Here is a 23,632-nt window from a genome sequence, read left to right as displayed (position 1 = left end):
GACGTGCTTCACTCCATAGTGGCAAGCTGGCGCCGGCAATCGCGCAGGCTTTCCGTTGAGTGGAAAGGTCATCCATAAATGTGACCGGTGCCATGACACTGGGATAAGAATTCCCTCCCGGCCGAAAGGACAAACCATGACGGCAGCCCAGTACGAGGTCCACGACCCGGCCACCCTTGAGCTCGTTGGACACGCTCCAGAAAACACCCAGCAGGACGTTGAGGCCGCGGTTGCGGCGGCCGGTGCAGCGTCAGCCGGCTGGGCTACGGACCGGGAAGGACGCCGCAACGCCCTTCGCGCAGGCGCGGCACTGATCCGCCGTAACCTGGACGCGCTGGCCACCCTGCTCTCCATGGAACAGGGCAAACCCAAGGCCGACGCCGCCGCGGAATTCTCCGTTGCCGCAGGCCTTTTCGAATATTACGCGGACCTCGATTGGGACGAAGCCCAGCAGCTTAACCCGCGCGCCGACCGCAACCTGGAGGTCCAGTACCGACCCGTGGGCATCGTTGGCACCATCACGCCGTGGAACTTCCCCATTTCGCTACTCTGCGTGAAACTCGCCCCCGCCCTGGTGGCCGGTTGCACTGTGATCGCCAAGCCCTCGCCGTCCACGCCCTTGTCCACCATTGCGCTGGTAAACCTCCTCAACGAGGCCCTCCCGGCCGGGGTGCTGCAAACCCGCACCAGTTCGCGCCGGACCGTCAACGTTGCCCTGAGTACCTCGCCCGGCATCCGCAAGATCTCGTTCACCGGCTCCACGGAGGTGGGCATCTCCATCGCCCAGCAGGCGGCCTCAACAGTCAAGCGCGTCACCATGGAGCTCGGCGGGAATGATCCTGCCCTCGTCCTGGACGACGCGGACATCGCCGTCACGGCCCGCGGCATTGTAGGCAGCGCCTTCCGCAATGCCGGCCAGGTCTGCATGGCGGTCAAGCGCGTCTATGTCCCGCGCAGCCGCAGCGCTGAACTGGCTGAAGCCATCGCCGCCGAGGCGGCCCGCCATGTGCTGGGCCACGGCATCGCGGACGGTACCACCATGGGCCCGATGCATAACGAGTCCCAGCTCAAGCTGGTCCGCGGCCTGGTTGACTCCGCCGTGGGCGCCGGCGCCCGCATCATCACCGGCGGCGCTCCGGGCTGCGACCTGCCCGGCTACTTCCTCTCCCCCACTGTGGTGATCGACGCCGAACCCGGCATGGACCTGGTGGAACAGGAGCAGTTCGGGGCGGCGCTGCCCATCGTGGCATACGACCACCTCAACGAAACCATCGCGGGGCTGAACGCCGGAGAATTCGGGCTGGGCGCATCCGTCTGGAGCCCGGACCAGGAGCGTGCCTACGCCACCGCCTCACGCCTTGAGGCCGGAACCGTCTGGGTCAACCAGCACACCCTGGTGGAACCGGACGCCCCGTTCGGCGGCTGGAAGGCGTCCGGCGTCGGCCGTGAGCGCGGCCGCTGGGGGCTGGAGGAATACCTGGAAACCCGCGTCATCAATGCCCGCCCCCACTCCTGACCCCACAAATCTGCAAAGGATATTCCTGTGAGCGTCGAACTGATCACTCTTGGCACCGCCGCCGGCCCGGCCATCCGCGGACCGGAAAACGGCATCTCGAGCGCACTGGTGGTGGGCGATGCCTTCTACATGGTGGACTTCGGCCTCGGCTGCTCCCGCGCCGCCCATGAGGCAGGCCTTCGCGGCAAGGACTTCGTGGCGGGCTTTGTCACCCACCTGCACTCGGACCATGTGGTGGAACTTCCCGGCTTCCTGCTCTGGAACTGGGGGAACCCGGTTGAGGGCTTCACCGGCCCTGTTTCCATTGTTGGCCCGGGCAAGGATGCCACCCGCGACGGGGGCTTCGGGCTTTCCGGCACAGGTGAGCTGGTGTCCCACTCCCTGCAGGCCTTCTCCTACGACATCGATATCCGGGTCCATGATGAGGCGCGCCCGGACCTGGCCTCCCTGGTGCGCTCTGTGGACCTGGCCACGCCCGCACATGAGTCACCGGAGGCGGCCCGCCCCTTTGACGTCTACGAGGATGACAGGGTCAAGGTCACCGGCATCCTGGTGGAGCACCCGCCCGTGCGGCCTGCATTGGCGTTCCGCTTCGAGACGGACGCCGGCACCGTGGTGTTCTCCGGGGACACGGCCGAATGCGAGTCCATGGTGGTGCTCGCCGACGGCGCGGACGTCCTGGTGCATGAAGCGGTAAACCTGGACTTCTACGCAGGCAAGGGATTTGCGCCGGAGTTTCTGAACCACCAGCAGATCGCGCACACCACGCCGGAGGGAGCGGGCCGGGTGGCCGCCGCTGCCGGCGTGGGGCGCCTTGTCCTTTCACATCTGGCCGGGCGCGCGGAGCCGGAGTGGTGGGGCAGCCGCGCAGCCTCAACCTTTGATGGCCCTGTGGATGTCGCTGTCAGCGGCCAGCGATTCCACATCGGCAGTCCCGTCCTCGCCCCGGCCTGACAGGAACCTGACTTAAGGAAGACCGCCCTCACCCTGCAGCAAGGACCACACTCTTGGCACTGCCGTCGCACACCACACCACTCGGTGACGCAAAGGCGACGACGGACGGGGCCTGGCTTGCCGTCCTCGTTGCCGGCATCACCGCGGCCATGCACATCTGGAAACTTCCTGCCGCCCTGGCCACCATTCAGGCAGATCTCGGCACCTCACTGATCCAGGCCGGGCTGCTGCTGGGCATCATCCAGGTGGCCAGCATGGTGGGCGGCCTGGCCACGGCTGTGGGCGGTGAGATGGCCGGCCTCCGCCGTCTCCTGGTCTCCGGCCTGGTCCTGCTCAGCACTGCCTCCGCCCTGGGTGCTGCCGCACCCAGCACCGAATGGCTGATGGCAGCACGCACCTTGGAGGGCGTCGGCTTCCTGCTGGCCGTCGTCGTCGCCCCTGCCCTCATCCGCAAAGTGGCCCCTCCCCAGCGGTTGAACGTTGCGCTGGCAAGCTGGGCCACGTTCCAGGGAACGGCCACGCTGCTCGGCCTGTCCGCGGGTGCTGTGTTCCTGCAGGCCGCCGGCTGGCGCGAATGGTGGCTGGTCATGGCCGTTCTCACGCTTCTGCCGGTGCCGCTGCTGCTGCGCCGGGTGCCGAAGGACGTGCCCCCTGCCGAGGCCGGGCTCCGCTCCGCGCTCCGCAGGGTGGGTCGCACTGTGGCCACCCGCAGGCCATGGATCATAGGCGTGGTCTTCGCTTGCTACACGGCGCAGTGGATGGCGGTACTCGGCTTCCTGCCGTCAATTTATCGTTCTGCGGGGCTCGACGGTCCGTGGCCGGGCATCCTCAGCGCCATGGTGGGAGGAGTGAACGCCGTCGGGGCCCTCAGCGCCGGTCCACTGATCCAACGCGGCCTGTCAGAGCGCAGAACTATCTTTTGGACCTTCCCTTTGATGTCCGCCGCTTCCGTGGCCACGTTCGCCGTCGGCTGGGAAAACGTTCCGAACGGCATCCTCGTCCAGGTTGTCCTCATCGCCCTGTTTTCCGCCGTGGGGGGCCTCATCCCTGCCGCGGTGACCAGTTACTCGGTGCGCATCGCACCGGCGGACGGTTCTGTCACCGCCGTGCTGGGGCTGACGCAGCAGATCTTTAACGTGGGAAACTTTCTGGGACCCATGTTGTTTGCCCTTCTCGCCACCACCACCGGCGGCTGGGGCACCACCTGGTGGCTGACATGTGGATTGAGCACTCTGGGGATGGCCCTGCTGGTGTTCCTGGGACGGGCCGACGGCGGGAGCATCGGCGGTGTGCGACGCTCCCAAAAAGTGGCTTTCCGCCCAACGGGAAAGCTCAAATTTAAGGCCGGTCACACGAGCCTAGAGTCGAGGAAACGCCGCTGAACCGGCAAAGACTCCCCTTCAACGATTGGGCAAACCGTGTCTGAAACTCCCCATATGACGCCGGGCTCCGCGACCTCCCGCGACCCCCGGACCTGGTCCCGGGCCAAGCGCAACCGCTACGGCTGGTTCATGACGTTCAGCCTGCTTTTCCTGATGATGCTCAGCTGGGCTGACAAAGCAGTCCTGGGCATCGCGGCCGTCCCCCTGATGAAACAGCTGGGCATCACACCCGAGCAGTTTGGCCTGGTGGGCAGTGCCATGTTCCTGACCTTCGGCGTGGCCCAGATCGTTGCTGCTCCCATCGCCAACAAGGTATCCAGCAAGTGGATCCTGCTGGTCCTATGCCTGCTGTGGTCCGTGGCCCAGGTTCCCATCCTGCTGTTCGCCTCACTGCCCGCGCTCTGGGCAAGCCGCCTGCTGCTCGGCGCCGGCGAGGGCCCGCTGGCGCCGGTCCTGATGCATGGCATTTACAAGTGGTTCCCCGAGAAGAAGGGCGCCACCCCCGCCGCGCTGGCATCATCCGGCGTGACGTTGGGCATTGTGGCGTTCGCACCGGTCCTGGCGTGGGTCATCGGACAATTTGGGTGGCAGACCGCCTTTGCCGTGCTGGCCATCGTGGGACTGGTTTGGTCTGTCTTCTGGTTCATCATGGGCAAGGAAGGCCCGTACACCAGCCGGAAGGCCGAACAGGAAATTGACGGCATCGCCCCGGAAGAGACCCCGGTGGTGGCCGAAATCAAGATCCGCTACTGGCGCACCATCCTCTCCCCCAGTTGGATCTTCGCTGTCCTGGCGTCCTTCTTCGGCTATTGGACCTTCACACTCGCCATGTCATGGGGACCGGCATACTTCCAAAACGTCCTAGGCTTCAGCGGACAGCAGTCCGGTGCCATGATCGCCCTGCCCGCCGCCTGGGGCACCATTGCCACCGTCGGCCTCAGCGCACTCACCCAGCGGCTCCACCTCAAGGGCGTTCCCACCAGGAAGGCCCGCGGCTGGGTACTCGGCAGTGCCGGCGCCTTCGCCGGAGCCTGCCTGGTAGGGGCAACCATGACCACGTCCCCTGTTCTGTCCATTACCCTTATGGTCTTCGGTTTCGGTACCGCACCGGCGCTCTTCGCCATCACCTACCTGGTGGTGGCAGAACTGACCACCATCGGACAGCGCGGCGCTAACCTCTCCATCGCGAACGCTGTCCTCACCACAGGTGGCGTGTTCGCACCGGCAGTCTCCGGATTCCTGATCGGCGGTGCAGCCACCCCGGCAGACGGCTACCGTGCGGCGTTCGCCCTGGCTGGGGGCCTCATGCTGACGTTCGGCGTCCTGGCCCTGGTCTTCGTCAACCAGCAGCGCGACCGCCGCCGGCTCGGCCTTGACGTAGCCGCAAGCTTCTCACCCGAGGCACCCGCCCCTGCCGCCGGAGCCGAGGCAGCATCACTAGAGGCAATCACGAAGGCCTAAAACAACACCCCAGGAACTCGGTGCGGAGGTCGCAACGCGACCTCCGCACTCGCCTGCGCTGACGAACGATGAACGTGGAAGGAACCGCCCATGGAGAATTTAGATGCCCGCAGCGGCGGTGAAAGAACCGGACTCTCCAGCCGGATCCTGGGCGGCGGCACCGAACCGGACCCGCGCTTTACCTTGGCCAATGAACGCACATTCCTGGCGTGGATCCGCACCTCCTTGTCACTGCTCGCCGGTGGTGTCGCCGTCGAAGCCTTCATGGCCGATCTATTCGGCCCCGGACTGCGCAAAACGGTCGCCGTTCTGCTCCTCGTTCTCGCGCTCCTCATCGGCGGGGGCTCGTTCTTCCGCTGGCTGAATGTCGAACGCTCCATGCGCCGCAAGGACCCGCTTCCACTGCCTTGGATTGCCCCGGTCCTGGCAATCGTCGGCGGCCTCGTCGCCGCCATCATGACGGTCTTCGTCCTCGTGCGCCCCGTTTGATCCATGTCTCCACCACCTGATACACCAATCCATGGCGACCCCGGACTCCAGCCTGAACGCACAGACATGGCCTGGGGACGCACCACCCTGTCCCTAACGGTCGCAGCCGCCATCTTCCTTCGCTGGATGCCCGACCATGGCTGGTTCACGGCAACGCTCGTAGCGGCCGCCATCGTTACGGCCCTGGCTATCAACCTCACCCGCAAGCGGAGATTTCACCGCGCCATCAACGGCATCAAAGGTGAAGCAATTACAGCGGACGTCGCTTCGACCGCCGCCGTCGCGGCCAGCGTCATCATCCTTGCCGCCCTGGGAATCTGCACCGTCCTGCTCATCCCTCTCGAGCAATGACCTTGAGGTTACGCCAGACCCCGCCCGGAGGAGCGATTGGGTATTGACGAAAACGCCGGTTATCGGCGTTCCAAAATCACTCAGGGGTAGGGGCTCTGGGCCGTGCACGAAGCCGAAACGTGTGAGCCGTTGAAGGGCTCGAAGCGGTTACTGAACCTTGTAGAGGATTTCGCTGTCCTGTGCTATTCCGCCGAGGCAGGCACGGAGTCCGAATTCACGAAGTAGGGACGACAGTGGTTCTGGATGCGCCGGCTATGGGTGCCAGACCCGCTGCTGCTGTTATGGAATTGTTGGACATTCAGAACGGTTGCCTTTTGGCTGGCGGGCCTCCGTTGTGGTCGTGCCGCGATGCGTGCGGCAACGGGGCTGGGTGAAAACAGAGAAGCTGGCCGGTTTGCAGCCGGCCAGCTTCCTGAGAACCACTTAGAGCGGCTGGATGTTCTCCGCCTGCGGACCCTTAGGGCCCTGGGTGACGTCGAACTGAACCTTCTGGTTCTCGTCCAGGGAGCGGTAACCGCTGGATGCGATTGCTGAAAAGTGTGCGAACACGTCAGCGCTTCCGTCGTCGGGGGCAATGAATCCGAAGCCCTTTTCGGCGTTGAACCACTTGACCGTACCTGTTGCCATGCTTTTTTCCTTCACGGCTCGCGGGCCGGATCCGCTTGTCGGATTGCCGTCCCCGCCACTCACATGTTGAGCCTATGTGTCAGTGCCGGCGCGGGCAACAGATTGGTCAAAAGCGGAACCTGGATAAAGCGGTCTGCCCCACTGCCCACGGCGTAGTCGACCGCTCCACGCGAGCCGCTGGGATCCAGTCCTGTCCAACCGCGATCTCGGATTCTTCAACACAAACCCGCCCCTTCAGGCCCGCTGCCTTACGGGAAAGACGGCGTGACCTCCCCCGCCGCGGACAATAGCTTGACGAAAGGCCGGTTATCGGCATTCGGCATTCGGCCAGTGCGTTAGTAGACGCGGGAATCGCGGATTGTCTGGTGACTTCTCTTGTTGCTTAACCGCAGGGGGATGACCAATCGAGCAGAGGTCGCTAGCGCGCTTCTGCGGTCGCCGGCGGGAGCAGCGGCTGGTAGTGCTGACGCCGGCATGATGTCGGCGCGCAACCAGGCGGGCATTCTCAACGATTCTTTGAGTACCGGTCACATGGGAGGCCTCTGTGAGTTACAACGGGATCTCGACAATTCTGGGCCCGTGGAGCAGTATGAGAACTGCGTTTGAAGTGTCGAACCGATCGGGCCTTGGTCTGAATGCATCGGTTATGAATCAGGTTTCTGCCGGCTCACAGAACCACCCCTTATTCGTCCGAGGACCGAAAGAGTGTTTTCGTCGCCCGTCTGAGGCGGGTCCCGGTTCCGGCGCCTTCTTCCTTCTCTGGGCTGGGCTACAGCGGACAGCAGAAGGGTCTCGACGGACTCTCGCCGCGCGGGCATCACTCCGGCATCCGGGCTCCGGACGCCGGAAATTCGTCCCGACCGCCTGCGGTCCCCCGCACAGAGTAGAAGGCATGAGTCACATGACTTCCCCATTAACTACCCATCCAATGACGCGCCTGGTCCGCGGGCTCGTTGCGTCCGTGGCGGCGCTGGTCCTGCCGCTGTCCCTCAGTAGCTTCGCCGTGGCCGGCGATGAGGAATCATCGCCCGAGAGCTGGACCATTCAGGTCGGCTCGGAATCACCGGACCAGGCCATCCAGGGCATGTCCTTCCTCCCGTCCAACATCTACATCAACACCGGGGACACGATCACGTGGGAGGCCAACTCCGCAGAAATCCATACCGTGACCTTCCTGGCTCGCGGCCAGAAGCTCCAGCCGTTCAACCCGTTTAATCCGAAACAGCTGAGTCGGCAGGGCAGCAGCGCCTATGACGGCCACTCGTACTACAACTCAGGAATCATGGCCAACGTCTCCAACACTGGCTTTAAAGCGGTGGAGGATTACGCCCTGAAGTTCACACACACCGGGACCTTCACCTACTACTGCGTGGTCCACGGCACGGCGATGAAGGGAACCGTGCATGTCAGGGCAGCCGGTACTGACTACCCGTACAGCCAGGACCAGTACGACCACCAAACCAGGAAGCAGGAACGGAAGATTGTGCGGGACGGCGAGGAGCAATGGGAAGCAGCCCGCGACCAAGCCAGCAACCACCAGGTGATCGCCGGAACAGACAACGAAACCGCGATGCTGATGCGGTTTGTCCATCACGAGATTGTTGTCCATGTCGGTGACACCGTGACGTTCCGGAACGCCGGAATGGGTGCGCCTCACACCGTCACCTTCGGCCACGAGCCTGCGAACATCTTCGCCCCCGTCGGCAATCCCAAAAACTTCACGGGCGGGAACCTCAGCTCTGGCCTGATGGAACCGGGCACCAAGTTCACGGTCACGTTCAACAAGGCCGGCGAGTTCGCTTACATCTGCGCGCTCCACGACTACATGGGCATGATCGGCGAAGTGGAAGTCCGCTCCTGAGCAAACCCTCGAGGCCTTCCGGCTCCTTATGGTGGTCCCCTTCATGTTGGATCGTGCTCCGCTTCAGGAACTTCGCGAAGCGTGCTGCCGGTTCAGGGCTGAGAACCTTGGTGTTGGGGTGGAAAATGCCCGGGCCGGGAGGCATCCCGGATAACGTGGCGGACACCCCGGACAATTCGGCCCGGACCGCCACTGGGTCCGGCCTTCGGCCGTTCGTGCGTACTGTTTCCAGGTCGCGGCAGTAGGTTGCGAGCCGAACCGCGCCGGCGGCAACCCGTTCGTCGGCCGCAAGGCTCACCCTGCCCAAAGACCTCGATTCCCGGGCATGGGACAGCCTGGACCTCCTGGGCTGGCGCGACGAGAAGATGCCGCTTCGGGGGTATTTGGTAGTGCCCGGGCCCCAAGACGTGACCGGGATAATGCTCCGCGCGCCCGAGGGCGGTGCCAAGAAGAACCGCTCAGTGCTCTGTGAGTTGTGCCGGGATGTGTTCTCCAGGAGGATGTGCTCCTTTGGGTGGCCAAGCGCGCTGGCCCGTCCGGTCGTGACGGAAACACCGTTGGCACGTTAATCTGCGCCGACTTTCTGTGCTGCGAGAACGTGCGAAAGGAACCTCCGGCCAATGAGATCAACCCGGGCCCGGCGGCCGTCGTCCTCCGCCAGATTATGGGCCTCCAAAACCGCACCGGTCACTTTCTCAATCGGGTCCAGAGGCTAGGCGGCGACCAGCCAAGAAGCCGGTCAGGGGCCCCGCACGGAGAATGAGTGAGTCGTGTTGCTCAGGCAATGGCGGCAAGGTTGGCAGCCGCCCGGTAGCGTTTGAGTACTTCCGGCGTCGCTTCGGTGGTGATCTTCTTGGCCGCGCCGAGTGACCAGTCGGGAAATTTTCCAAGGAGTACTCCGGCGGCTTGTCGCGCTGCTCCGTCGGCGACATATTCGCCGGGTTCGGGAATTGCGACGGGCATCCCAAAGACGCCCGCGGTGACTTGTTGCAGCGCTTCAGAGCGCGCAGCGCCACCGATGAGGATGATGCGCTGCACTGTGACCCCCATAGCGGTAAGGGCGGCGAGTCCGTCGGCAAGGGAGCAAGCGATGCCTTCAAAGGATGCACGGGCGAGGCTGGGTGGGTTGAAATTGGCGAGGGTGATTCCGTGGAGGGAACCGGTGGCGTTCGGGAGGTTCGGCGTCCGTTCACCCTCGAAATATGGAACAAGCACAAGCCCTCCTGCGCCCACGGGCGCAGCCAGCGCCAGTTCAGACAGTTCCGGTAAATCAACGGAAAGGATCCTCGTCGTTGCATCGAGGATTCTTGAGGCGTTCAGCGTGCACACCAGGGGAAGGAAGTTCCCGGTGGCGTCGGCGAAGCCAGCCACCAGACCCGCGGGGTCTGCTGTCGGAGTGGCCGACACGGCGAACACGGTGCCGGACGTGCCTACTGAGACAATGACATCGCCAATTCCGGCATTCACGCCGAGGGCCGCTCCTGCGTTATCCCCGGCCCCGGGGCCGATGAGCGCGCCGGATGGCGTTTTGTGCTCTGCCTGCAGGTGACCGAGTACCTTGGGGAGGACGGGCACGTGGCCGAGCGTCCGTTCCAGTACCTCGGGCAGGTAACTCCCGGCTGAGGGAGACCAGTAGCCTGTGCCTGATGCGTCGGAACGGTCGGTACGGAGGGCATCGAGGCCGGCAGCGCCAGAGCCTGGCCCGTAGCCGGCCAACCGCCAGCTCAGCCAGTCGTGGGGCAGGCAGACAGCTGCGGTGCGACTGGCGTTGTCCGGTTCGTTTTCAGCAAGCCAACGCAGCTTTGTCGCGGTGAGAGAGGCAACAGGAACGGTCCCGATGTCCGTCGCCCAGTAGCTGGCCCCATCTGGTCCTGCTTCCGTTATGAGTGCCTGAGCCGCGCTGGCCGACCGGGTGTCGTTCCATAGGAGCGCAGGCCGGATGACTTGTCCGTCGGCGTCGAGGCAGACCATGCCGTGTTGCTGTCCGGCCACCGAAACGGCTGCGACGTCATCAAGACCTCCGCTGGCTCTGATGGCTTTTTGAAGGGCGGACCACCAGACTTCGGGGTCGACCTCGGTCCCCTCCGGGTGCCGGGCTGAACCTCGGCGAACCAGGGCACCGCTGCGCGCATCGCGGATGACCACCTTGCAGGACTGGGTGGAGCTGTCCACACCGGCTACCAGGGGCATTGGCTGATCTCCTCTGCTTGTGGTGTTTGCCGCCGGGCACGGATCCCGTGCCCGGCGGCGAGGGGATCCGTGGCTATCGCGCACCCATCAGGTGCTCCATGGCCAGCTGGTTGAGCCGGATGAAGGCGAACGAGCGCTCCGCGGCCTTTCCGGCATCAAACTCTGTGAACGCCGAGCGGTCCGCGAGCAGCTCAGCGGGGGTTTCCCCTGCTGAGAGCGTTGGCTCACCGAGTTCGAAGACGCCGGACGTTCGGAGTGCTTCCTGCACTTCGGGGTCTGCCCTGAATGCCAGGGCGCGCTCCTTCAGCATCAGGTACATGGACATGTTGGCTTTGGCTGAATCCCAAACTCCGTCATATCCGTCCGTGCGTGAGGGCTTGTAGTCGAAGTGCCGCGGACCTTCGTACCGCGGTCCCTCGTTAGGGAAGCCGTTCTCGAGCAGGTCGACTGTGAAGAATGCGCTGGTGAGGTCACCGTGGCCGAACACCAGGTCCTGGTCGTACTTGATGCCGCGCTGGCCGTTGAGGTCGATGTGGAAGAGCTTTCCAGCCCACAGCGCCTGGGCGATGCCGTGGGTGAAGTTCAGACCTGCCATCTGCTCGTGCCCAGTTTCCGGATTCAGCCCTACGATGTCGCCATGTTCGAGCTGGGCGATGAAGGCTAGGCCATGGCCGACAGTGGGAAGGAAGATGTCGCCGCGGGGTTCGTTCGGCTTGGGCTCGAGGGCGATCCTGAGGCCGTATCCCTTTTCTTTGATGTAACCAGCTGCCGTGTCGACGCCTTCCTTCATCCGGTCAAGGGCAGCCGAGAGGTCCTTGGATCCGTCGTATTCGCTGCCTTCGCGGCCGCCCCACATGACGAACGTTTCGGCGCCCAATTCGGCGGCCAGGTCGATATTCGTCAGGACCTTCGCCAGCGCGTAGCGGCGGACCGAGCGATCGTTGGACGTGAATCCCCCGTCCTTGAAGACGGGGTGGCTGAACAAGTTCGTGGTGACCATGGGGACCTTGAGTCCCGTTTCGGTGAGGGCTGCTTTGAAGTTCTTCAGGATGAGCTCGCGTTCCGCGGCGGTGGCCTCGAACGGTATGAGGTCGTTGTCATGGAAGGTGATGCCGTAGGCGCCGATCTCTGCGAGTTTGCGCACGGCTTCCAGCGGGTCGAGCGCTGCCCGGGTGGGAACGCCGAACGGGTCTCCCCCCGTCCAGCCGACGGTCCACAGGCCGAAGGTGAAACGGTCCTCGGGGGTTGGTTGTACTGCCATGATTAGCACCTCTTTGGGCTAGTTGGTGTTGAGTGTTTTTCGCATGGGCGAAGAGTCGGCGACGGGTCCTGGGCCCCGGCACCGTGACGGTCTTTGGCGCCGCCGCCAGAGGCGGGCGGCCGTGGGCGGCTGCGTTTCAGGGCTGCTGCGGCTCGCTGTGGATGCGTTCCAGGATCTTGACGACTTCGAGGGCCTCATGCGGTTCGACCGGTACGGGCCCTGTCCCCTGCACGGCAGCAGCGACCCCCCGGTAGAAGGCCGGGTAATTGCCCCGTTCGGTGGGAACCTTTGAGGGTGCCGGATATCCGGGGGCGGAGACACCCAGCGTTCCCCATGTCTCTGCGGGCTCCGTTCCGTAACGTTCATCAGTGGGCAGGATGCCGGCGGCCAAAGCGGGTTCCTGGCCGTCCAAGCCGTAGGAAACGTACGCTCCTGCTGTGCCGAGAACACGGAACCGGGGACCGGGCTGGGCGCCGACCCTGCTCATCCACAAGCGGGAGCGCACCCCGGATTCATGGGTTAATTCGATGTAGCTGGCATCGTCATTTCCGCCGCCTTCCCGGACGGTTCGAAGGTCTGCCCGTACGGCGGACACCGGCCCGAAAAGGACCAGGGCCTGATCGATCAGGTGGCTTCCCAGGTCATAGGCCACCCCGCCGCCCAGGGCTGCAGGCGTGACGTCCTGCCACCTGGACTCGGTCTTTGGCGCCCAGTGTTCAAAGCTGGATTCGAACTGGTACACCTCACCCAGCTCACCTGCGGCGAGGATCTTCTTCACGGTGAGGAAGTCGCCGTCCCAGCGGCGGTTCTGAAACACCGCCAGGGGCCGTTGCACTTCCTCCGCTTTACTGATCAGTTCCTCCGCCTCAGCCACCGAAGCGGCGAAGGGCTTGTCCACGACCACTCCCACACCTTGGTCGAGGAAAGCCGACCCTTGCTCGAGGTGAGCGCCGGGAGGACTGGCCAACACCACGAGATCCAGGTCGGCCGCATGCTTCAGGAGTTCGTTGGCATCAGCAACAATGGCGGCACGAGGGTAGTCACGGCTCGCCTGGCGTCTGCGTTCGGGGTCATTTGTTGCAATGAAATCCAGCGAGAATTCGGGGCTAGCTTCAATGAACGGGCAATGAAAGACTTTACCTGCAAGCCCGTATCCGACGACGCCTGTGCGGATAGGACCGCCATTCGAAGGGCCGGCTGTGATGTAGGTCATACTGGAAGGATAGGTTGGAAAGGCAATTTGTTCAAGCTCACCACATATTAGGATTAGCGATCCCAGATGCGGAGTGGACTTTGCGGTCCGCACCGCTCACTCTTAGATGGACGGTGTCCTTCTTGAGGGGTTGGACGCACGATGAGGTTGGAGAATGCATTGCCGGTCAGTAAGGGCACTTCGCCCAGCCAGGAACCGCCGCGCGGGGCAACGAGGATGGGCAACAATCTGGACAGCGTCCGCCAGCACAACCTCTCCACGATTCTTACCCTTGTGCACCATGCAGGAAGTGTTCCGCGCGCGGAACTTACCCGCCGCACAGGCCTGAACAGATCGACCATTGCTGCCTTGGTCGGGGAGCTTATTGATCTTCAGCTCGTCTTCGAAGCCCTGCCGGAAGCCACCAGCCAGGTCGGTCGCCCGAGCTCCGTGGTCCGCACGGCCGCAAGCACTGTGGCGATTGCGGTGAACCCTGAAGTTGACGCCGTTACCGTGGGCGTGGTCGGCCTGGGGGGCACAGTGTTGAACCGCATCCGGTATGCAACAGAGAAGCCGCCCACGGTAAGGGAAGCTGTCAATATCACCTCAGCCATCATTGAAGCGATCAGCGCGGGGATGAACTCTGAGAACCGGATTGTAGGCGTTGGAGTCGCAGTGCCAGGGCTCGTCTCCCAGGAAAGCGGCCGCGTCCGGCTGGCCCCGCATCTTGGGTGGAAAGATGAACCGCTGACCGAGATGCTCACCGAGGCCACCGGTTTCCCCACATCAGCTGCGAATGACGCGAGCCTTGGCGCCCTCGCGGAAAGGACTTTCGGGGCAGGGCGCGGGATCGACGACATGATTTACCTTAACGGCGGTGCCAGCGGTGTTGGCGGCGGAGTTATCTCAGGCGGCGTCGCTCTGGGCGGTGCCAGCGGGTACGCGGGAGAACTGGGACACATGCGGGTACGCAGCAATGGCCGGACCGATACCGCCGGCGCACACGGCACCCTTGAGTCCGAAGTGACCAGGGAAGCACTGTTGGAAGTCCTTGGCCTGGTGTCCGCAGACACTGAAGAACTTGAACGGGCCCTGTTTGCCGCCAAATCCCTGGCTGTCCGCTCAGAAGTGAACCGCCAGCTCGATTTCCTCGGCATTGCCCTGGGAAGCGCGATTAACATCCTCAACCCCCGGCTGATCATCCTCGGCGGCTTTCTCGGGTCCCTTTACGCCACCGACCCGGACCGCCTCCACAACGCCGTCACACACGAGGCCTTGCCAGCGGCCTGGAATGATGTGACCATTTGCCGGCCAAAGCTCGGAACGGACCTGCTCATGGTGGGTGCGGCGGAGTTGGCCTTCGCGGCGCTCCTGGCCGACCCGGCGGGAGTCCTGAACGCGGAACCCCGGCCCCTGCTGGAGAAGTCCCTTTAGCACCTGAGAAAGGCGTGCCATGGGTCCTGACGAAATCACTGTATCTAATGGCCATGGACTCGCCATGACACTCAGCAGCTTCGGAGCGCGTCTCGTTGAACTCAACGTCCCGGACAGGAACGGGCTGGCAGAGAACGTAGTCCTCGGATTTGACGGACTGGCGCCATACGAACAGCATGCGAACCTGTACCTTGGCTCCACGATCGGCCGGGTGGCCGGACGCGTCGCCGGCGGCCACTTCCTTTCCGGCGGCCTGGATTTACAGCTTGATCCCAACGAGGGAGACAACCACCTGCACGGCGGCCGGCACCGAAGCTTCGACCGCGTGGAATGGTCTGTGGCAGCAAGTCACCCCAGCCTTGGAGCTGGCGTAATCTTCGAGTACGTCAGTCCGCACGGGGAGGAAGGCTATCCCGGTACTCTGCATGCGCGCGCTGAATACGCACTGTCGGAGGACAATGAGCTGCGGGTCGTCCTGACAGCGACCTGCGACCGGACCACTCCCGTAAATCTGACAAACCACACCTACTGGAATCTGGCGGGCGGCAACGTTCCCATCACCGGACACCAGCTGATGATCCAGGCGCACAACACGTTGGCGACCAGCGCGGATCTGATACCCACCGGCTCGCTGGTGCCGGTGCCGGGGACGGCGCTGGACTACCGGCAGCAACGACGCATCGGCGACGCCCTCCCGGAGGGTGGCGGTGAACCTTGGCCGGGACTGGACCACACTTACCTGTTGGACGACAGCGACGGCAGTCTCAGGCGAGCCGCCATTCTCTATGACCCAGACAGCGGTCGAAGCGTTGAACTGTTCACCACGGAGCCAGCCCTTCAGGTCTACAGCGCCAACCGGCTGCCGGCGCTCCAGGGGCGGAACGGGGTGAGTTTCGCCGCGGGCCATGCATTGTGCCTCGAACCCCAAAAAGTCCCCGACTCTCCCGCGCTTCCCGGCCTTCCCTCCATCGTCGTGCCGGCAGCCCAGGAGTACCGGCACGTGATCTGTTACAAATTCCGCACCCGTTAACTCTCGGCTGCCGGTGCCCGCCCGGACCTGCGGCCTTGAACAGCTGCTGACAGGCAAGTTGCTGACCGTCGTTTGTCAAAACATATTCCACGAAGCAACTGCTTCTGCGGCTGAGCGCACGGTAGGAGATGCGTCAGAGCAGCGCATGTTTGACGCCGAACGCGCCACCGGCCGGCCCCGAAGGCTCCAAAAGTTCCCGTGAACCAAGGTAGTGAGCAGGCGAGCCGCCTGTCCGCGCGGTAAAAGGGTCCCCCAAAATAAGCATCCAGAAAGCGACTATTGCTTTTTGTTGTTTGAAACCACTATATTGGCACTTAGTGATTCAGGTCACTTCTGGGGATCTTCTACCACCGCCACTTTCAACGATGAGAAGGAGCGATCGCGTGACTGAACGCCCAGCCCCGGCTGCTGATGGATTCCTGCTGGACGCCGATGGAATCAGCAAACACTATGCCGGCGTTACTGCCCTGGATAGCGTCGGACTGCAGGTTCGTCCGGCCGAAATCCATGCGCTGCTCGGCGGCAACGGCGCCGGCAAATCGACCCTCATCAATATCCTGTCAGGACTGACCCCGCCAGACGCCGGAACGATCACCCTCTCAGGCGCTCCGCTTGAGCTTCGCCGTCCGAGCGATGCCTTGGGCAGCGGCATCAACACCATCCATCAGGAACTCTCCCTGGTCCCCGCGCTGACTACCCTGGACAACATCTTCCTCGGCAGAGAGGTCAACGCACGCTTCATCGGCTTGAACATGAGGCTGGACCGTCGCCGGATGGAGGAACGCGTTCGTGACCTTGCCGCGGAATTCGGTCTATCCGGGGAAGATCTGAAGCTTCCGGTCGGCGAGTTCGGCGCCCTGAAGAAGCGCGTCGTGGAAATCGTCAAGGCCCTGGCATTCGACACGCGTCTTCTCATCCTGGACGAGCCGACCTCGGGGTTGGAAGAAGAGGAGCGCCTCAACCTGTTCGAACATATGCGCCGCCTGCGCGACAAGGGCGTCTCCCTGGTCTGGGTCACCCACCATCTGGAGGAGCTGTACGGGCTCGCCGATACAGCGACCGTGTTCAGGGACGGCCGGAGTGTGGGCACCGTGAACGTGTCCGACACCAGCGTTGACGATCTGCTGGCCATGATGTTCGGTATCGCAGCAGGGGAGTTCGGCTCCATGGCCACTGCGCCGGCCGTGACGGAGGCAGAAGAGTCCCGCGAAGAAGTGCTCCGCCTCACCGACGTCAACCGCAGCTACATCCTTCGCGACATCTCACTTACTGTCCACAAGGGAGAAATCCTGGGTATTTCCGGCCTGGCGGGCGCGGGCCGCACCGAGCTTGCCCGGGCCATTATGGGCATCGACAAGATCAGCAGCGGAACAGTGCACCTGAGAGGCGAAGCAGTCCGGTTCTCCGAATCGAGCGCCGCCTACCGGAAGGGTCTGGCGATGCTCCCCGAAGACCGGAAACAGCTGGGCATCCTGCCCGAGCTGTCGGTTGCGGAGAACATTTCCATCTCAAGCCTCGGCCGTGTCTCGCAGCTCGGGTTCGTTCTGAAAAACAGGGACGAAGTCGCCCAGGCCGAAAACTATCGTCGGCGGCTTGGTATCAAGACGGCGGACGTCAGGGAGAAAATCCGCAACCTCAGCGGCGGGAACCAGCAAAAGGCCATTGTCGCCCGTTGCCTCAACACGAACCCGGACCTGTTGATTTTCGATGAGCCGACCCAAGGGATCGACGTGTCCGCGAAGGTCGAGGTCCACAACCTGATCCGTGAATTCGTCGCCAACGGCGGCGCCGCCATCGTCATCGCCTCCGAAATCGCCGAACTCGTCGAACTCAGCCACCGCGTCGTGGTCATGAAAAAGGGCCGCCTCGTGGGCTCGGTCGACCAAGTTCAGCACGCGCTGGTCTCGGGGCAGTTTGAAGCCGTTAAGAACCGCATCCTCGCGATGTCTGCAGGCAGGACCGAATCATGAACTTCCAGCGGACCACCTCCCGCGTCCTTTCCACTACCGGCGTCCCCATCGCTATCGCCCTTGTGATCGTTGTCATCGTCTTCCAGATCATGTCGCCAGTGTTCCTGACTCCCGGAAGCGTGCGCGATTACATTAACAACGCAATCCCCATCCTGCTCCTTACCGTGGGCGTTTCCATCGTCATCGTCGGCGGCGGCATCGATCTCTCTGTTGGTACTGTGGCCGGGCTCAGCGCCGGCACAACCATGTGGACACTGGTCTCGGGCGCCCCCACATGGATCGCAGTTCTCGTCGGCGTCGGCACGGGGCTGGTCTTCGGCCTCTTCAACGGGCTCATGATCACCCGTTTCGGCATCAACGACTTCATCGTCACCCTGGCCACATTGAACATCGCCGGCGGACTGCTCATTGTGCTCACGGAGCAGGTTCCGCTGCAGGGAGTCACGACTCCCGGCTTCTCCGAGATCGTGTACGGGAACCTGCTCGGCATTCCCAATGCCTTCTGGATCGCTGCGATCCTCTTCGTGCTCATGCAGTTCTTCCTCATCAAGACAATCTTCGGCCGGCGCATCTTCGCCATCGGCATCGGCGCATCAGCGGCCAACGTCGCAGGAGTGAACGTCAACCGCGTCAGGCTCGAAACCTTCGTCCTTTCGGGCCTGCTCGCAGGCGCCGCCGGGGTTCTCCTCGCATCCCGTCTCGGAGCCGTCCAGGCATTCCTCGGCAATGGCTACGAATTCGTTGCGATCGCCGGCGCAGTCCTCGGCGGTGTCAGCCTCGCCGGCGGCAGGGGCTCAGTCTGGGCTGCAGTCGCCGGCGGGCTCATGCTCGCCAGCCTGCAGCAAGGGCTGCGGCTCAACGGCGTGGACCCGGTCTACTTCAGCATCGTCACCGGCCTGTGCATCGTCGCGGGCGTCGTCTTTGATCGCCGGATCCAGCAGTTCGCGCTCAGCAGCATCAGAAGGCGCGGTGGCAGAACATCGTCAACGCCGCCCCCAACAACCAAGAGCGACCGCGAAAACCACTTGCTCAGCACCGGGAAGCAGGACTGACAATGAGCACCACAACCACCACCCCAATGAAGGACAACAAGAGCCTGACGGACCGGGCAGCCGGCCGCCTCCTGGTGGACCCGACACTCGGTGTATTGGCCCTGCTGCTTCTGATCTGCCTGATCTCCGCGTTCGCACTGCCGGTCTTCCTGAACCCATCCAACCTTTACAACCTCCTCAACACCAGCCTGATCGTCATGATCCTGGCCATGGGAATGACCGTGGTCCTGATCTCCGGAGGAATCGACCTCTCAATCGGCACGACCATGGCCCTTTGCGCCGGCGTTGCGGCCACAACCATGAACTACGGACTGCCGCTCATCGCAGCCCTGCTCGCCGCCCTGGCCACAGGTGCCCTGGTCGGAATCGGCAACGGCCTGCTAATCACCAGGCTCGGCCTGCCTGACTTCATCGCCACGCTCGCCATGCTCGGTTTCGCCAGCGGCATCCTCTACATCTGGACCAAAGGTGTTCCGATCATCGGCTACATGGTCCCCGAGTTCTACACGATCGGCGGCCTGACCCCGCTGGTGGGACCCCTCACCCTTCCGATGCTGATCGCCCTTGCCGTCGCACTGGTCCTCGGAGGAATCCTCGGCTCCACCCGCCTCGGAACGCACTTTTTCGCCGTCGGAAGCAGCAAGACCGGCGCCATGCAATCAGGTGTCCGCGTAGACCGCATCCGCGCCCAGGCCTACATCGTCAGCGGCCTGGCAGCGGCAGTCGCCGGCATCATCATGGCAGGCCGCAACACCAACGTCCCTGCTGACCTCGGCAACGGTTACGAGATCCAAGCGATCGCCGCCGCGGTCATCGGCGGCGCAGCCCTGACTGGAGGCCGCGGCCGGATCCTCGGCGCCATCCTCGGGGCAATCACCCTGGCCGCAACAGTCAACCTGATCAACCTCGTCGGCGTCCCGTCCAGCTATCAAAAGATTGTCATCGGCGCCATCCTGGTCGTCGCCGTCCTGGCCAACCGCCTCAGCGCAGTCATCAGCGCCAAGGTGCGCCAGCGCAGAGCTCTCGGTCCTTGAAGGAATCCCTGCCTAACCCAACTCCAAACCAGCCACGCAGTTGTGGCAAGAAAGCCCCATCCACAAGTGAAGGAAGCATCAACGATGAGCTCAACCACAGTGAATACACGGCCAGGCCGCCGCGGCAGCAGGGCCCGTCTCGCCCTCGCCTGCACGGCGACAGCAGCAGCGCTGCTCCTCACCGGCTGCACCACCGTGAACTCGTCCGGCGGAGGCTCCAACGCAGGAGCCAGCGGCGGCGGAGGCACGGACTACCTCCCTGACGAGACAGTCAAAAAGATCGTCAACGGCCGTGAAATCAAGGTCGGATTCGCCCCGCCAATCCTCTCCGAGTTTTACACCCAGGTTGAAAAAGCCGCCCAGAACAAGATGAAGGAATACGAGGACCGCTTTGGGGTGAAGTGGAAGTGGGAACGCCAGGGAGCCCTGAACGACGCCCACTCCGGCACTGAGACCCTGGGCATCGTGCAGGGATACATCGCCCGCAAGTTCGACGCCGTCTTCGTCTGCTCAGCCGCCAACGCCTCGACCATGCAGGCCCTGTACAAGCAAGGGTCCGCCAAGGGCATTGACTTCTACCAGTTCAACTCCACCGAAGAGCTCGCCAACCCTTCCCAGGCCGAGAACCCCACCGGCGGCCTGTCCACCGTGTCCAACATCGGCTACGACGACCGGTGGCAGTCCGGGTACCTCGCCGGGCAGTACATTGCCAAGCAGCTAAAGGGGCAAGGCTCCATTATCCAGATCATGGGCCCCTCGGGGTCCGACTGGACCAAGCTGCGTCAGCTCGGCTTCAAGAAGGCCATCGCTGAATACCCGGACATGAAGATTGTCGGCGAAGCAGACGGCGGGTACGTCCGTGACAAGGGACTCACCGCTGCGCAGGACCTGTTGACGAAGTTCCCGGACGTTAAAGCCATCTACGGCGAGAACGAGGACATGGCCCTGGGAGCCGCCCAGGCTATCGACGCACGGGGCCTGAAGCACTGGGACGGAACCTCCGGCATCATCACCATCGGCGCCGACGGCCTCGTCTCGGGCATGGACGCCATCAAAGCCGGAAAACTGACCGCCACCGTGGACGTGAACAGCTCTGAGATGGGCAGCCGGATGATCGAAACCCTCTTCGCCCATGAGTTCCTCGGCCAGGAAGTCAACCAGTTCATCCGCATCCCCACCGGCGTCGTGGACAAGTCCAACGTTGACTGGCACGAAGGAGTCCTCAAGAACGTCCTCAGCGGCCCCGGCAAGTACTGACCGGCCACCTGTCCCGGTCGGGTATGGACACCGGACCGGGACCCAGCAAGTTCCTCTGAAAAGCATGAAAGGTTCGCGCAATGAAGCGAAAAATGGACCCGGTCGATGTCGTAATCGTAGGGCTGGGAGCCGGCGGCGGGCCGGCAGCAAAAGTACTCAGCGAGGCCGGATACAAGGTCGTCGGATTTGATAAAGGTCCCTGGTTGCGCCCGGAAGAGCACTATTCGGGAGACGAGCTGAAGTTCCAGAACCGCAGCTACCTGTGGCCGGACGTGAACCTCATGCCCCGCACCGTCCGCAGCGATGACAAATCCGAAGCACGGATCTTCAACTTCTCCCCCGTGCCGTCCAACGTCGGCGGCGGAACGAGTCACATGGCGGGGTGGATGCCGCGGCCGCGTGTCTCGGACTTCATCTTCCACTCCCTCCACGGCGAACTTGAGGGAGCAAGCCTGGCCGACTGGCCCTACCGCTACGAGCATCTCGAGCCCTACCTGACAAAGGTTGAATGGAGCTACGGCATTTCCGGCCTCGCCGGCGCCGACAAGGGTGAAGGCTTCCGCAGCAAGGCCTACCCCAGTGCCCCGCTGCCCCCCACCAGCTTCGGCAAGAAATTCTACGAAGGCTCCAACAAGCTCGGCATCAACTCCTTCCCCCTGCCGATGTCGCACCTGACCGAAGGCAACGCGCTTGGTCGGCCCGCGGTCAACCGGACCAGCTTCTGGAACCAGTACGGCGACCCCACCCAGACCCGGTCCAGCGTCGCCACGACCTACATCCCGGAAGCCCTGGCCACCGGAAACTTCGAGGTCCGGGCCGACAGCTTCGTCCGTGAAGTCAAGGTTGGAAAAGACGGGAAAGCCACAGGAGTCATCTATATCGACCCCAGCGGACTGGAAATCGAACAGGACGCCCGGGTGGTCATTCTCGCACTCGGCGCCATCGAATCCGCGCGTCTCATGCTCCTGTCCTCATCCAACAAATTCCCCGACGGCCTGGCCAACGATTCAGGACTGGTCGGCAAGAACGCCACCTTCCACGAGTACATCTTCGCCGTCGGACTCTTCGACAGGGACATGGAAGACCCGCTGCACGGGTGGACCGGGAACTACCAAAGCGGCGGATCCACCCACTTCTACGAGACAGACGAAAGCCGCGGCCACATCGGCGGAGGGATCATCGCCACCACCCAGATCGGACAGGCCATCAACGCCATCATGCCCGGACGACCCACCTGGGGACAGGCCATGAAGGACGCCGACCGTGACTACTTCGACTACTCCATGAAAATCGGATTCATCCTCCAGGACATGCCGCAGGAGACAAACAGGGTCGACTTGGACCCCACCGTCAAAGATGCCTGGGGAATGCCTGTCGCGCGCATCACCAACAAACCTCACGCGAACGACATCGCCATGAGCAAGTGGCAGATCGACAAGAACCAGGAGATCCTCCAAGCGGCCGGCGCGAAGAAGACGATTCCCGTCTACCTCGGGGACGAGTTCACCGGAAACGCCTGCCACCAGCAGGGCACCGTGCGGATGGGCACCGACCCTGCCAAGTCCGTGCTAAACGAATGGGGCCAGACGCACTCCGTCGAAAACCTCTTCGTCCTCGACGGGGCAGGCTTCCCCACCGCACTCGGCGTGAACCCCACGCTCACGATCATGGCGCATTCCTGGCGCTGCGCGGACTACATCGCCAACATCTACATGAAGGGCCGCTCGGAACGGCTGAACCTGTCCCCAATCAAAAAATCCTAGAAGGAGGAGAACAAATGGTGTCAAAAGCTGACTGGGAAATAGCACCCATTCACATCGATCCTGATACGACCGAAAAGCTATTCTTCACCGACCACGAGTGGGACACGATCGAAGCAGCAGCGGCCAGGATCATGCCCACGGATCACGATCCGGGGGCCCGCGAGGCACGCGTCATCGTCTTCATCGACAGGTACCTGTCCGGCATCGACTACCTCTACGCCGCAGCCGACGGAAGCGGATTCCTGCAACTGGCAGATAAAGATGCCCACGCAGCCCGGGCCCGGAACGCCAACATGCAACGCCTGTACCGGGAAGGCATCCTCGAGCTGGACACGAAGGCACGGGAACTGCGCGCCCCGTCCTTCAAAGAGGCCTCCGACCAGATTCAGGACGAAGTGCTCGAACAAATCAGCGGCGCGCCCAAACCCGTCCCTGTGTCCCTCACATCCAGAGAGGTGTACTACTCACGCCTCCAGGGCAACACCGACGAAGGCAAGAGTTTTTTCGACACGCTCTGCCTCCACGTCCGCCAAGGCTTCTACGGCGATCCCGTCTACGGGGGAAATAAGGACCAGATGGGCTGGAAAACGGTCGGTTTCGTGGGACCAAAGAGCCTGAAGGACACCATGGACGGCACTTACAGCACCGCCGAGTTCTTTATCCAGGAATACGACTGGGAAGATCTGGTCCCCGGTTTCAAACACAGCCAGGATCCCACCTCCAACCAGCAGCAGAACGGTCAGTGACCGTCCTGGACGACCAAGGTAACCCGTCTCCGGCGCTTCAGAGCCGGCGCAGGACCATCTGA

At 63.2% G+C, this 23,632-nt stretch carries 19 protein-coding genes and 1 pseudogene; 16 read left to right on the top strand and 4 right to left on the bottom strand.

Annotation, left to right across the window (positions count from 1 at the left end; genetic code table 11):
• Positions 1-136: 136 nt before the first annotated feature.
• From QF036_RS10470 to QF036_RS10445, 6 genes are all read left to right on the top strand, one after another.
• Positions 137-1,516, top strand: a complete 1,380-nt coding sequence (locus tag QF036_RS10470; RefSeq protein WP_307101540.1) for an aldehyde dehydrogenase family protein — start codon at positions 137-139, stop codon at positions 1,514-1,516.
• A gap of 27 nt (positions 1,517-1,543) precedes the next feature.
• Complete coding sequence (locus QF036_RS10465; protein ID WP_307101538.1) at positions 1,544-2,470, top strand: MBL fold metallo-hydrolase; 927 nt, start codon at positions 1,544-1,546, stop codon at positions 2,468-2,470.
• 53 nt (positions 2,471-2,523) lie between these two features.
• Complete coding sequence (locus QF036_RS10460; protein ID WP_307101536.1) at positions 2,524-3,852, top strand: MFS transporter; 1,329 nt, start codon at positions 2,524-2,526, stop codon at positions 3,850-3,852.
• A gap of 54 nt (positions 3,853-3,906) precedes the next feature.
• Entirely contained in the window at positions 3,907-5,313 is a 1,407-nt protein-coding gene (locus tag QF036_RS10455) for an MFS transporter (protein ID WP_307101534.1), read from the top strand.
• Positions 5,314-5,403: 90 nt separating this feature from the next.
• Positions 5,404-5,802 carry a YidH family protein gene (locus QF036_RS10450; RefSeq protein ID WP_307101532.1) on the top strand — a complete coding sequence of 133 codons (399 nt, stop codon included), beginning with the start codon at positions 5,404-5,406 and terminating at the stop codon, positions 5,800-5,802.
• A 3-nt stretch (positions 5,803-5,805) separates the two neighbouring features.
• Positions 5,806-6,153 carry a DUF202 domain-containing protein gene (locus QF036_RS10445; RefSeq protein WP_307101530.1) on the top strand — a complete coding sequence of 116 codons (348 nt, stop codon included), beginning with the start codon at positions 5,806-5,808 and terminating at the stop codon, positions 6,151-6,153.
• Positions 6,154-6,576: 423 nt separating this feature from the next.
• Here QF036_RS10445 and cspE read toward each other — a convergent pair whose 3' ends face one another.
• Positions 6,577-6,780: a transcription antiterminator/RNA stability regulator CspE gene (gene cspE / locus QF036_RS10440; RefSeq protein WP_104046164.1), complete on the bottom strand. Its 204-nt coding sequence runs from the start codon at positions 6,778-6,780 to the stop codon at positions 6,577-6,579.
• A 901-nt stretch (positions 6,781-7,681) separates the two neighbouring features.
• On the opposite strand from cspE, the gene QF036_RS10435 reads away from it, so the two are divergent.
• Positions 7,682-8,641, top strand: a complete 960-nt coding sequence (locus QF036_RS10435) for a plastocyanin/azurin family copper-binding protein (protein WP_307101529.1) — start codon at positions 7,682-7,684, stop codon at positions 8,639-8,641.
• A 269-nt stretch (positions 8,642-8,910) separates the two neighbouring features.
• Positions 8,911-9,404, top strand: a pseudogene (locus QF036_RS10430) (FBP domain-containing protein); the annotation flags it as partial.
• Positions 9,405-9,418: 14 nt separating this feature from the next.
• Here QF036_RS10430 and QF036_RS10425 read toward each other — a convergent pair.
• The 3 genes from QF036_RS10425 to QF036_RS10415 all read right to left on the bottom strand — a co-directional run bounded on the left by QF036_RS10425 (position 9,419) and on the right by QF036_RS10415 (position 13,305).
• The gene (locus QF036_RS10425) at positions 9,419-10,831 is read right to left on the bottom strand and encodes a xylulokinase (RefSeq protein WP_307101527.1); all 1,413 of its coding nucleotides are present in this window, start codon (positions 10,829-10,831) and stop codon (positions 9,419-9,421) included.
• 73 nt (positions 10,832-10,904) lie between these two features.
• Positions 10,905-12,092 (bottom strand): xylose isomerase, encoded by a 1,188-nt coding sequence (xylA, locus tag QF036_RS10420; RefSeq protein WP_307101525.1) that lies wholly within the window; start codon positions 12,090-12,092, stop codon positions 10,905-10,907.
• Between the two features lie 136 nt (positions 12,093-12,228).
• The gene (locus QF036_RS10415) at positions 12,229-13,305 is read right to left on the bottom strand and encodes a Gfo/Idh/MocA family protein (protein WP_307101523.1); all 1,077 of its coding nucleotides are present in this window, start codon (positions 13,303-13,305) and stop codon (positions 12,229-12,231) included.
• 216 nt (positions 13,306-13,521) lie between these two features.
• On the opposite strand from QF036_RS10415, the gene QF036_RS10410 reads away from it, so the two are divergent.
• The 8 genes from QF036_RS10410 (at position 13,522) to QF036_RS10375 (ending at position 23,570) form a co-directional block, all read left to right on the top strand.
• Positions 13,522-14,718, top strand: a complete 1,197-nt coding sequence (locus tag QF036_RS10410; protein WP_306926173.1) for an ROK family protein — start codon at positions 13,522-13,524, stop codon at positions 14,716-14,718.
• 19 nt (positions 14,719-14,737) lie between these two features.
• Entirely contained in the window at positions 14,738-15,748 is a 1,011-nt protein-coding gene (locus QF036_RS10405; protein ID WP_307101521.1) for an aldose epimerase family protein, read from the top strand.
• A gap of 383 nt (positions 15,749-16,131) precedes the next feature.
• Positions 16,132-17,718 carry a sugar ABC transporter ATP-binding protein gene (locus tag QF036_RS10400; protein ID WP_306926177.1) on the top strand — a complete coding sequence of 529 codons (1,587 nt, stop codon included), beginning with the start codon at positions 16,132-16,134 and terminating at the stop codon, positions 17,716-17,718.
• Entirely contained in the window at positions 17,715-18,770 is a 1,056-nt protein-coding gene (locus tag QF036_RS10395; protein ID WP_306926179.1) for an ABC transporter permease, read from the top strand. The genes QF036_RS10400 and QF036_RS10395 overlap by 4 nt, the downstream gene beginning before the upstream one ends.
• Before the next feature lie 2 nt (positions 18,771-18,772).
• Positions 18,773-19,804 carry an ABC transporter permease gene (locus QF036_RS10390; RefSeq protein WP_307101519.1) on the top strand — a complete coding sequence of 344 codons (1,032 nt, stop codon included), beginning with the start codon at positions 18,773-18,775 and terminating at the stop codon, positions 19,802-19,804.
• 84 nt (positions 19,805-19,888) lie between these two features.
• Positions 19,889-21,061: a sugar ABC transporter substrate-binding protein gene (locus tag QF036_RS10385; RefSeq protein ID WP_306926181.1), complete on the top strand. Its 1,173-nt coding sequence runs from the start codon at positions 19,889-19,891 to the stop codon at positions 21,059-21,061.
• 80 nt (positions 21,062-21,141) lie between these two features.
• Positions 21,142-22,824 carry a GMC oxidoreductase gene (locus tag QF036_RS10380; protein WP_307101517.1) on the top strand — a complete coding sequence of 561 codons (1,683 nt, stop codon included), beginning with the start codon at positions 21,142-21,144 and terminating at the stop codon, positions 22,822-22,824.
• A 14-nt stretch (positions 22,825-22,838) separates the two neighbouring features.
• Positions 22,839-23,570 carry a gluconate 2-dehydrogenase subunit 3 family protein gene (locus QF036_RS10375; protein ID WP_306926186.1) on the top strand — a complete coding sequence of 244 codons (732 nt, stop codon included), beginning with the start codon at positions 22,839-22,841 and terminating at the stop codon, positions 23,568-23,570.
• Positions 23,571-23,632 lie beyond the last annotated feature (62 nt).

It is taken from the genome of Arthrobacter globiformis (assembly GCF_030817195.1).
GTDB classification, from domain to species: domain Bacteria; phylum Actinomycetota; class Actinomycetes; order Actinomycetales; family Micrococcaceae; genus Arthrobacter; species Arthrobacter globiformis_D.
The sequence above is the reverse complement of the archived record's forward strand: the minus strand, read 5'-3'. Positions and strand labels throughout refer to the sequence as shown.

Coding starts and splice junctions, on each gene's coding strand:
- QF036_RS10470 (WP_307101540.1), top strand. CDS start 137: ATGACGGCAGCCCAGTACGAGGTCCACGACCCGGCCACCCTTGAGCTC.
- QF036_RS10455 (WP_307101534.1), top strand. CDS start 3,907: ATGACGCCGGGCTCCGCGACCTCCCGCGACCCCCGGACCTGGTCCCGG.
- QF036_RS10450 (WP_307101532.1), top strand. CDS start 5,404: ATGGAGAATTTAGATGCCCGCAGCGGCGGTGAAAGAACCGGACTCTCC.
- QF036_RS10445 (WP_307101530.1), top strand. CDS start 5,806: ATGTCTCCACCACCTGATACACCAATCCATGGCGACCCCGGACTCCAG.
- cspE (WP_104046164.1), bottom strand. CDS start 6,780: ATGGCAACAGGTACGGTCAAGTGGTTCAACGCCGAAAAGGGCTTCGGA.
- QF036_RS10435 (WP_307101529.1), top strand. CDS start 7,682: ATGACTTCCCCATTAACTACCCATCCAATGACGCGCCTGGTCCGCGGG.
- QF036_RS10425 (WP_307101527.1), bottom strand. CDS start 10,831: ATGCCCCTGGTAGCCGGTGTGGACAGCTCCACCCAGTCCTGCAAGGTG.
- xylA (WP_307101525.1), bottom strand. CDS start 12,092: ATGGCAGTACAACCAACCCCCGAGGACCGTTTCACCTTCGGCCTGTGG.
- QF036_RS10415 (WP_307101523.1), bottom strand. CDS start 13,305: ATGACCTACATCACAGCCGGCCCTTCGAATGGCGGTCCTATCCGCACA.
- QF036_RS10410 (WP_306926173.1), top strand. CDS start 13,522: ATGGGCAACAATCTGGACAGCGTCCGCCAGCACAACCTCTCCACGATT.
- QF036_RS10405 (WP_307101521.1), top strand. CDS start 14,738: ATGGGTCCTGACGAAATCACTGTATCTAATGGCCATGGACTCGCCATG.
- QF036_RS10395 (WP_306926179.1), top strand. CDS start 17,715: ATGAACTTCCAGCGGACCACCTCCCGCGTCCTTTCCACTACCGGCGTC.
- QF036_RS10390 (WP_307101519.1), top strand. CDS start 18,773: ATGAGCACCACAACCACCACCCCAATGAAGGACAACAAGAGCCTGACG.
- QF036_RS10385 (WP_306926181.1), top strand. CDS start 19,889: ATGAGCTCAACCACAGTGAATACACGGCCAGGCCGCCGCGGCAGCAGG.
- QF036_RS10380 (WP_307101517.1), top strand. CDS start 21,142: ATGAAGCGAAAAATGGACCCGGTCGATGTCGTAATCGTAGGGCTGGGA.
- QF036_RS10375 (WP_306926186.1), top strand. CDS start 22,839: ATGGTGTCAAAAGCTGACTGGGAAATAGCACCCATTCACATCGATCCT.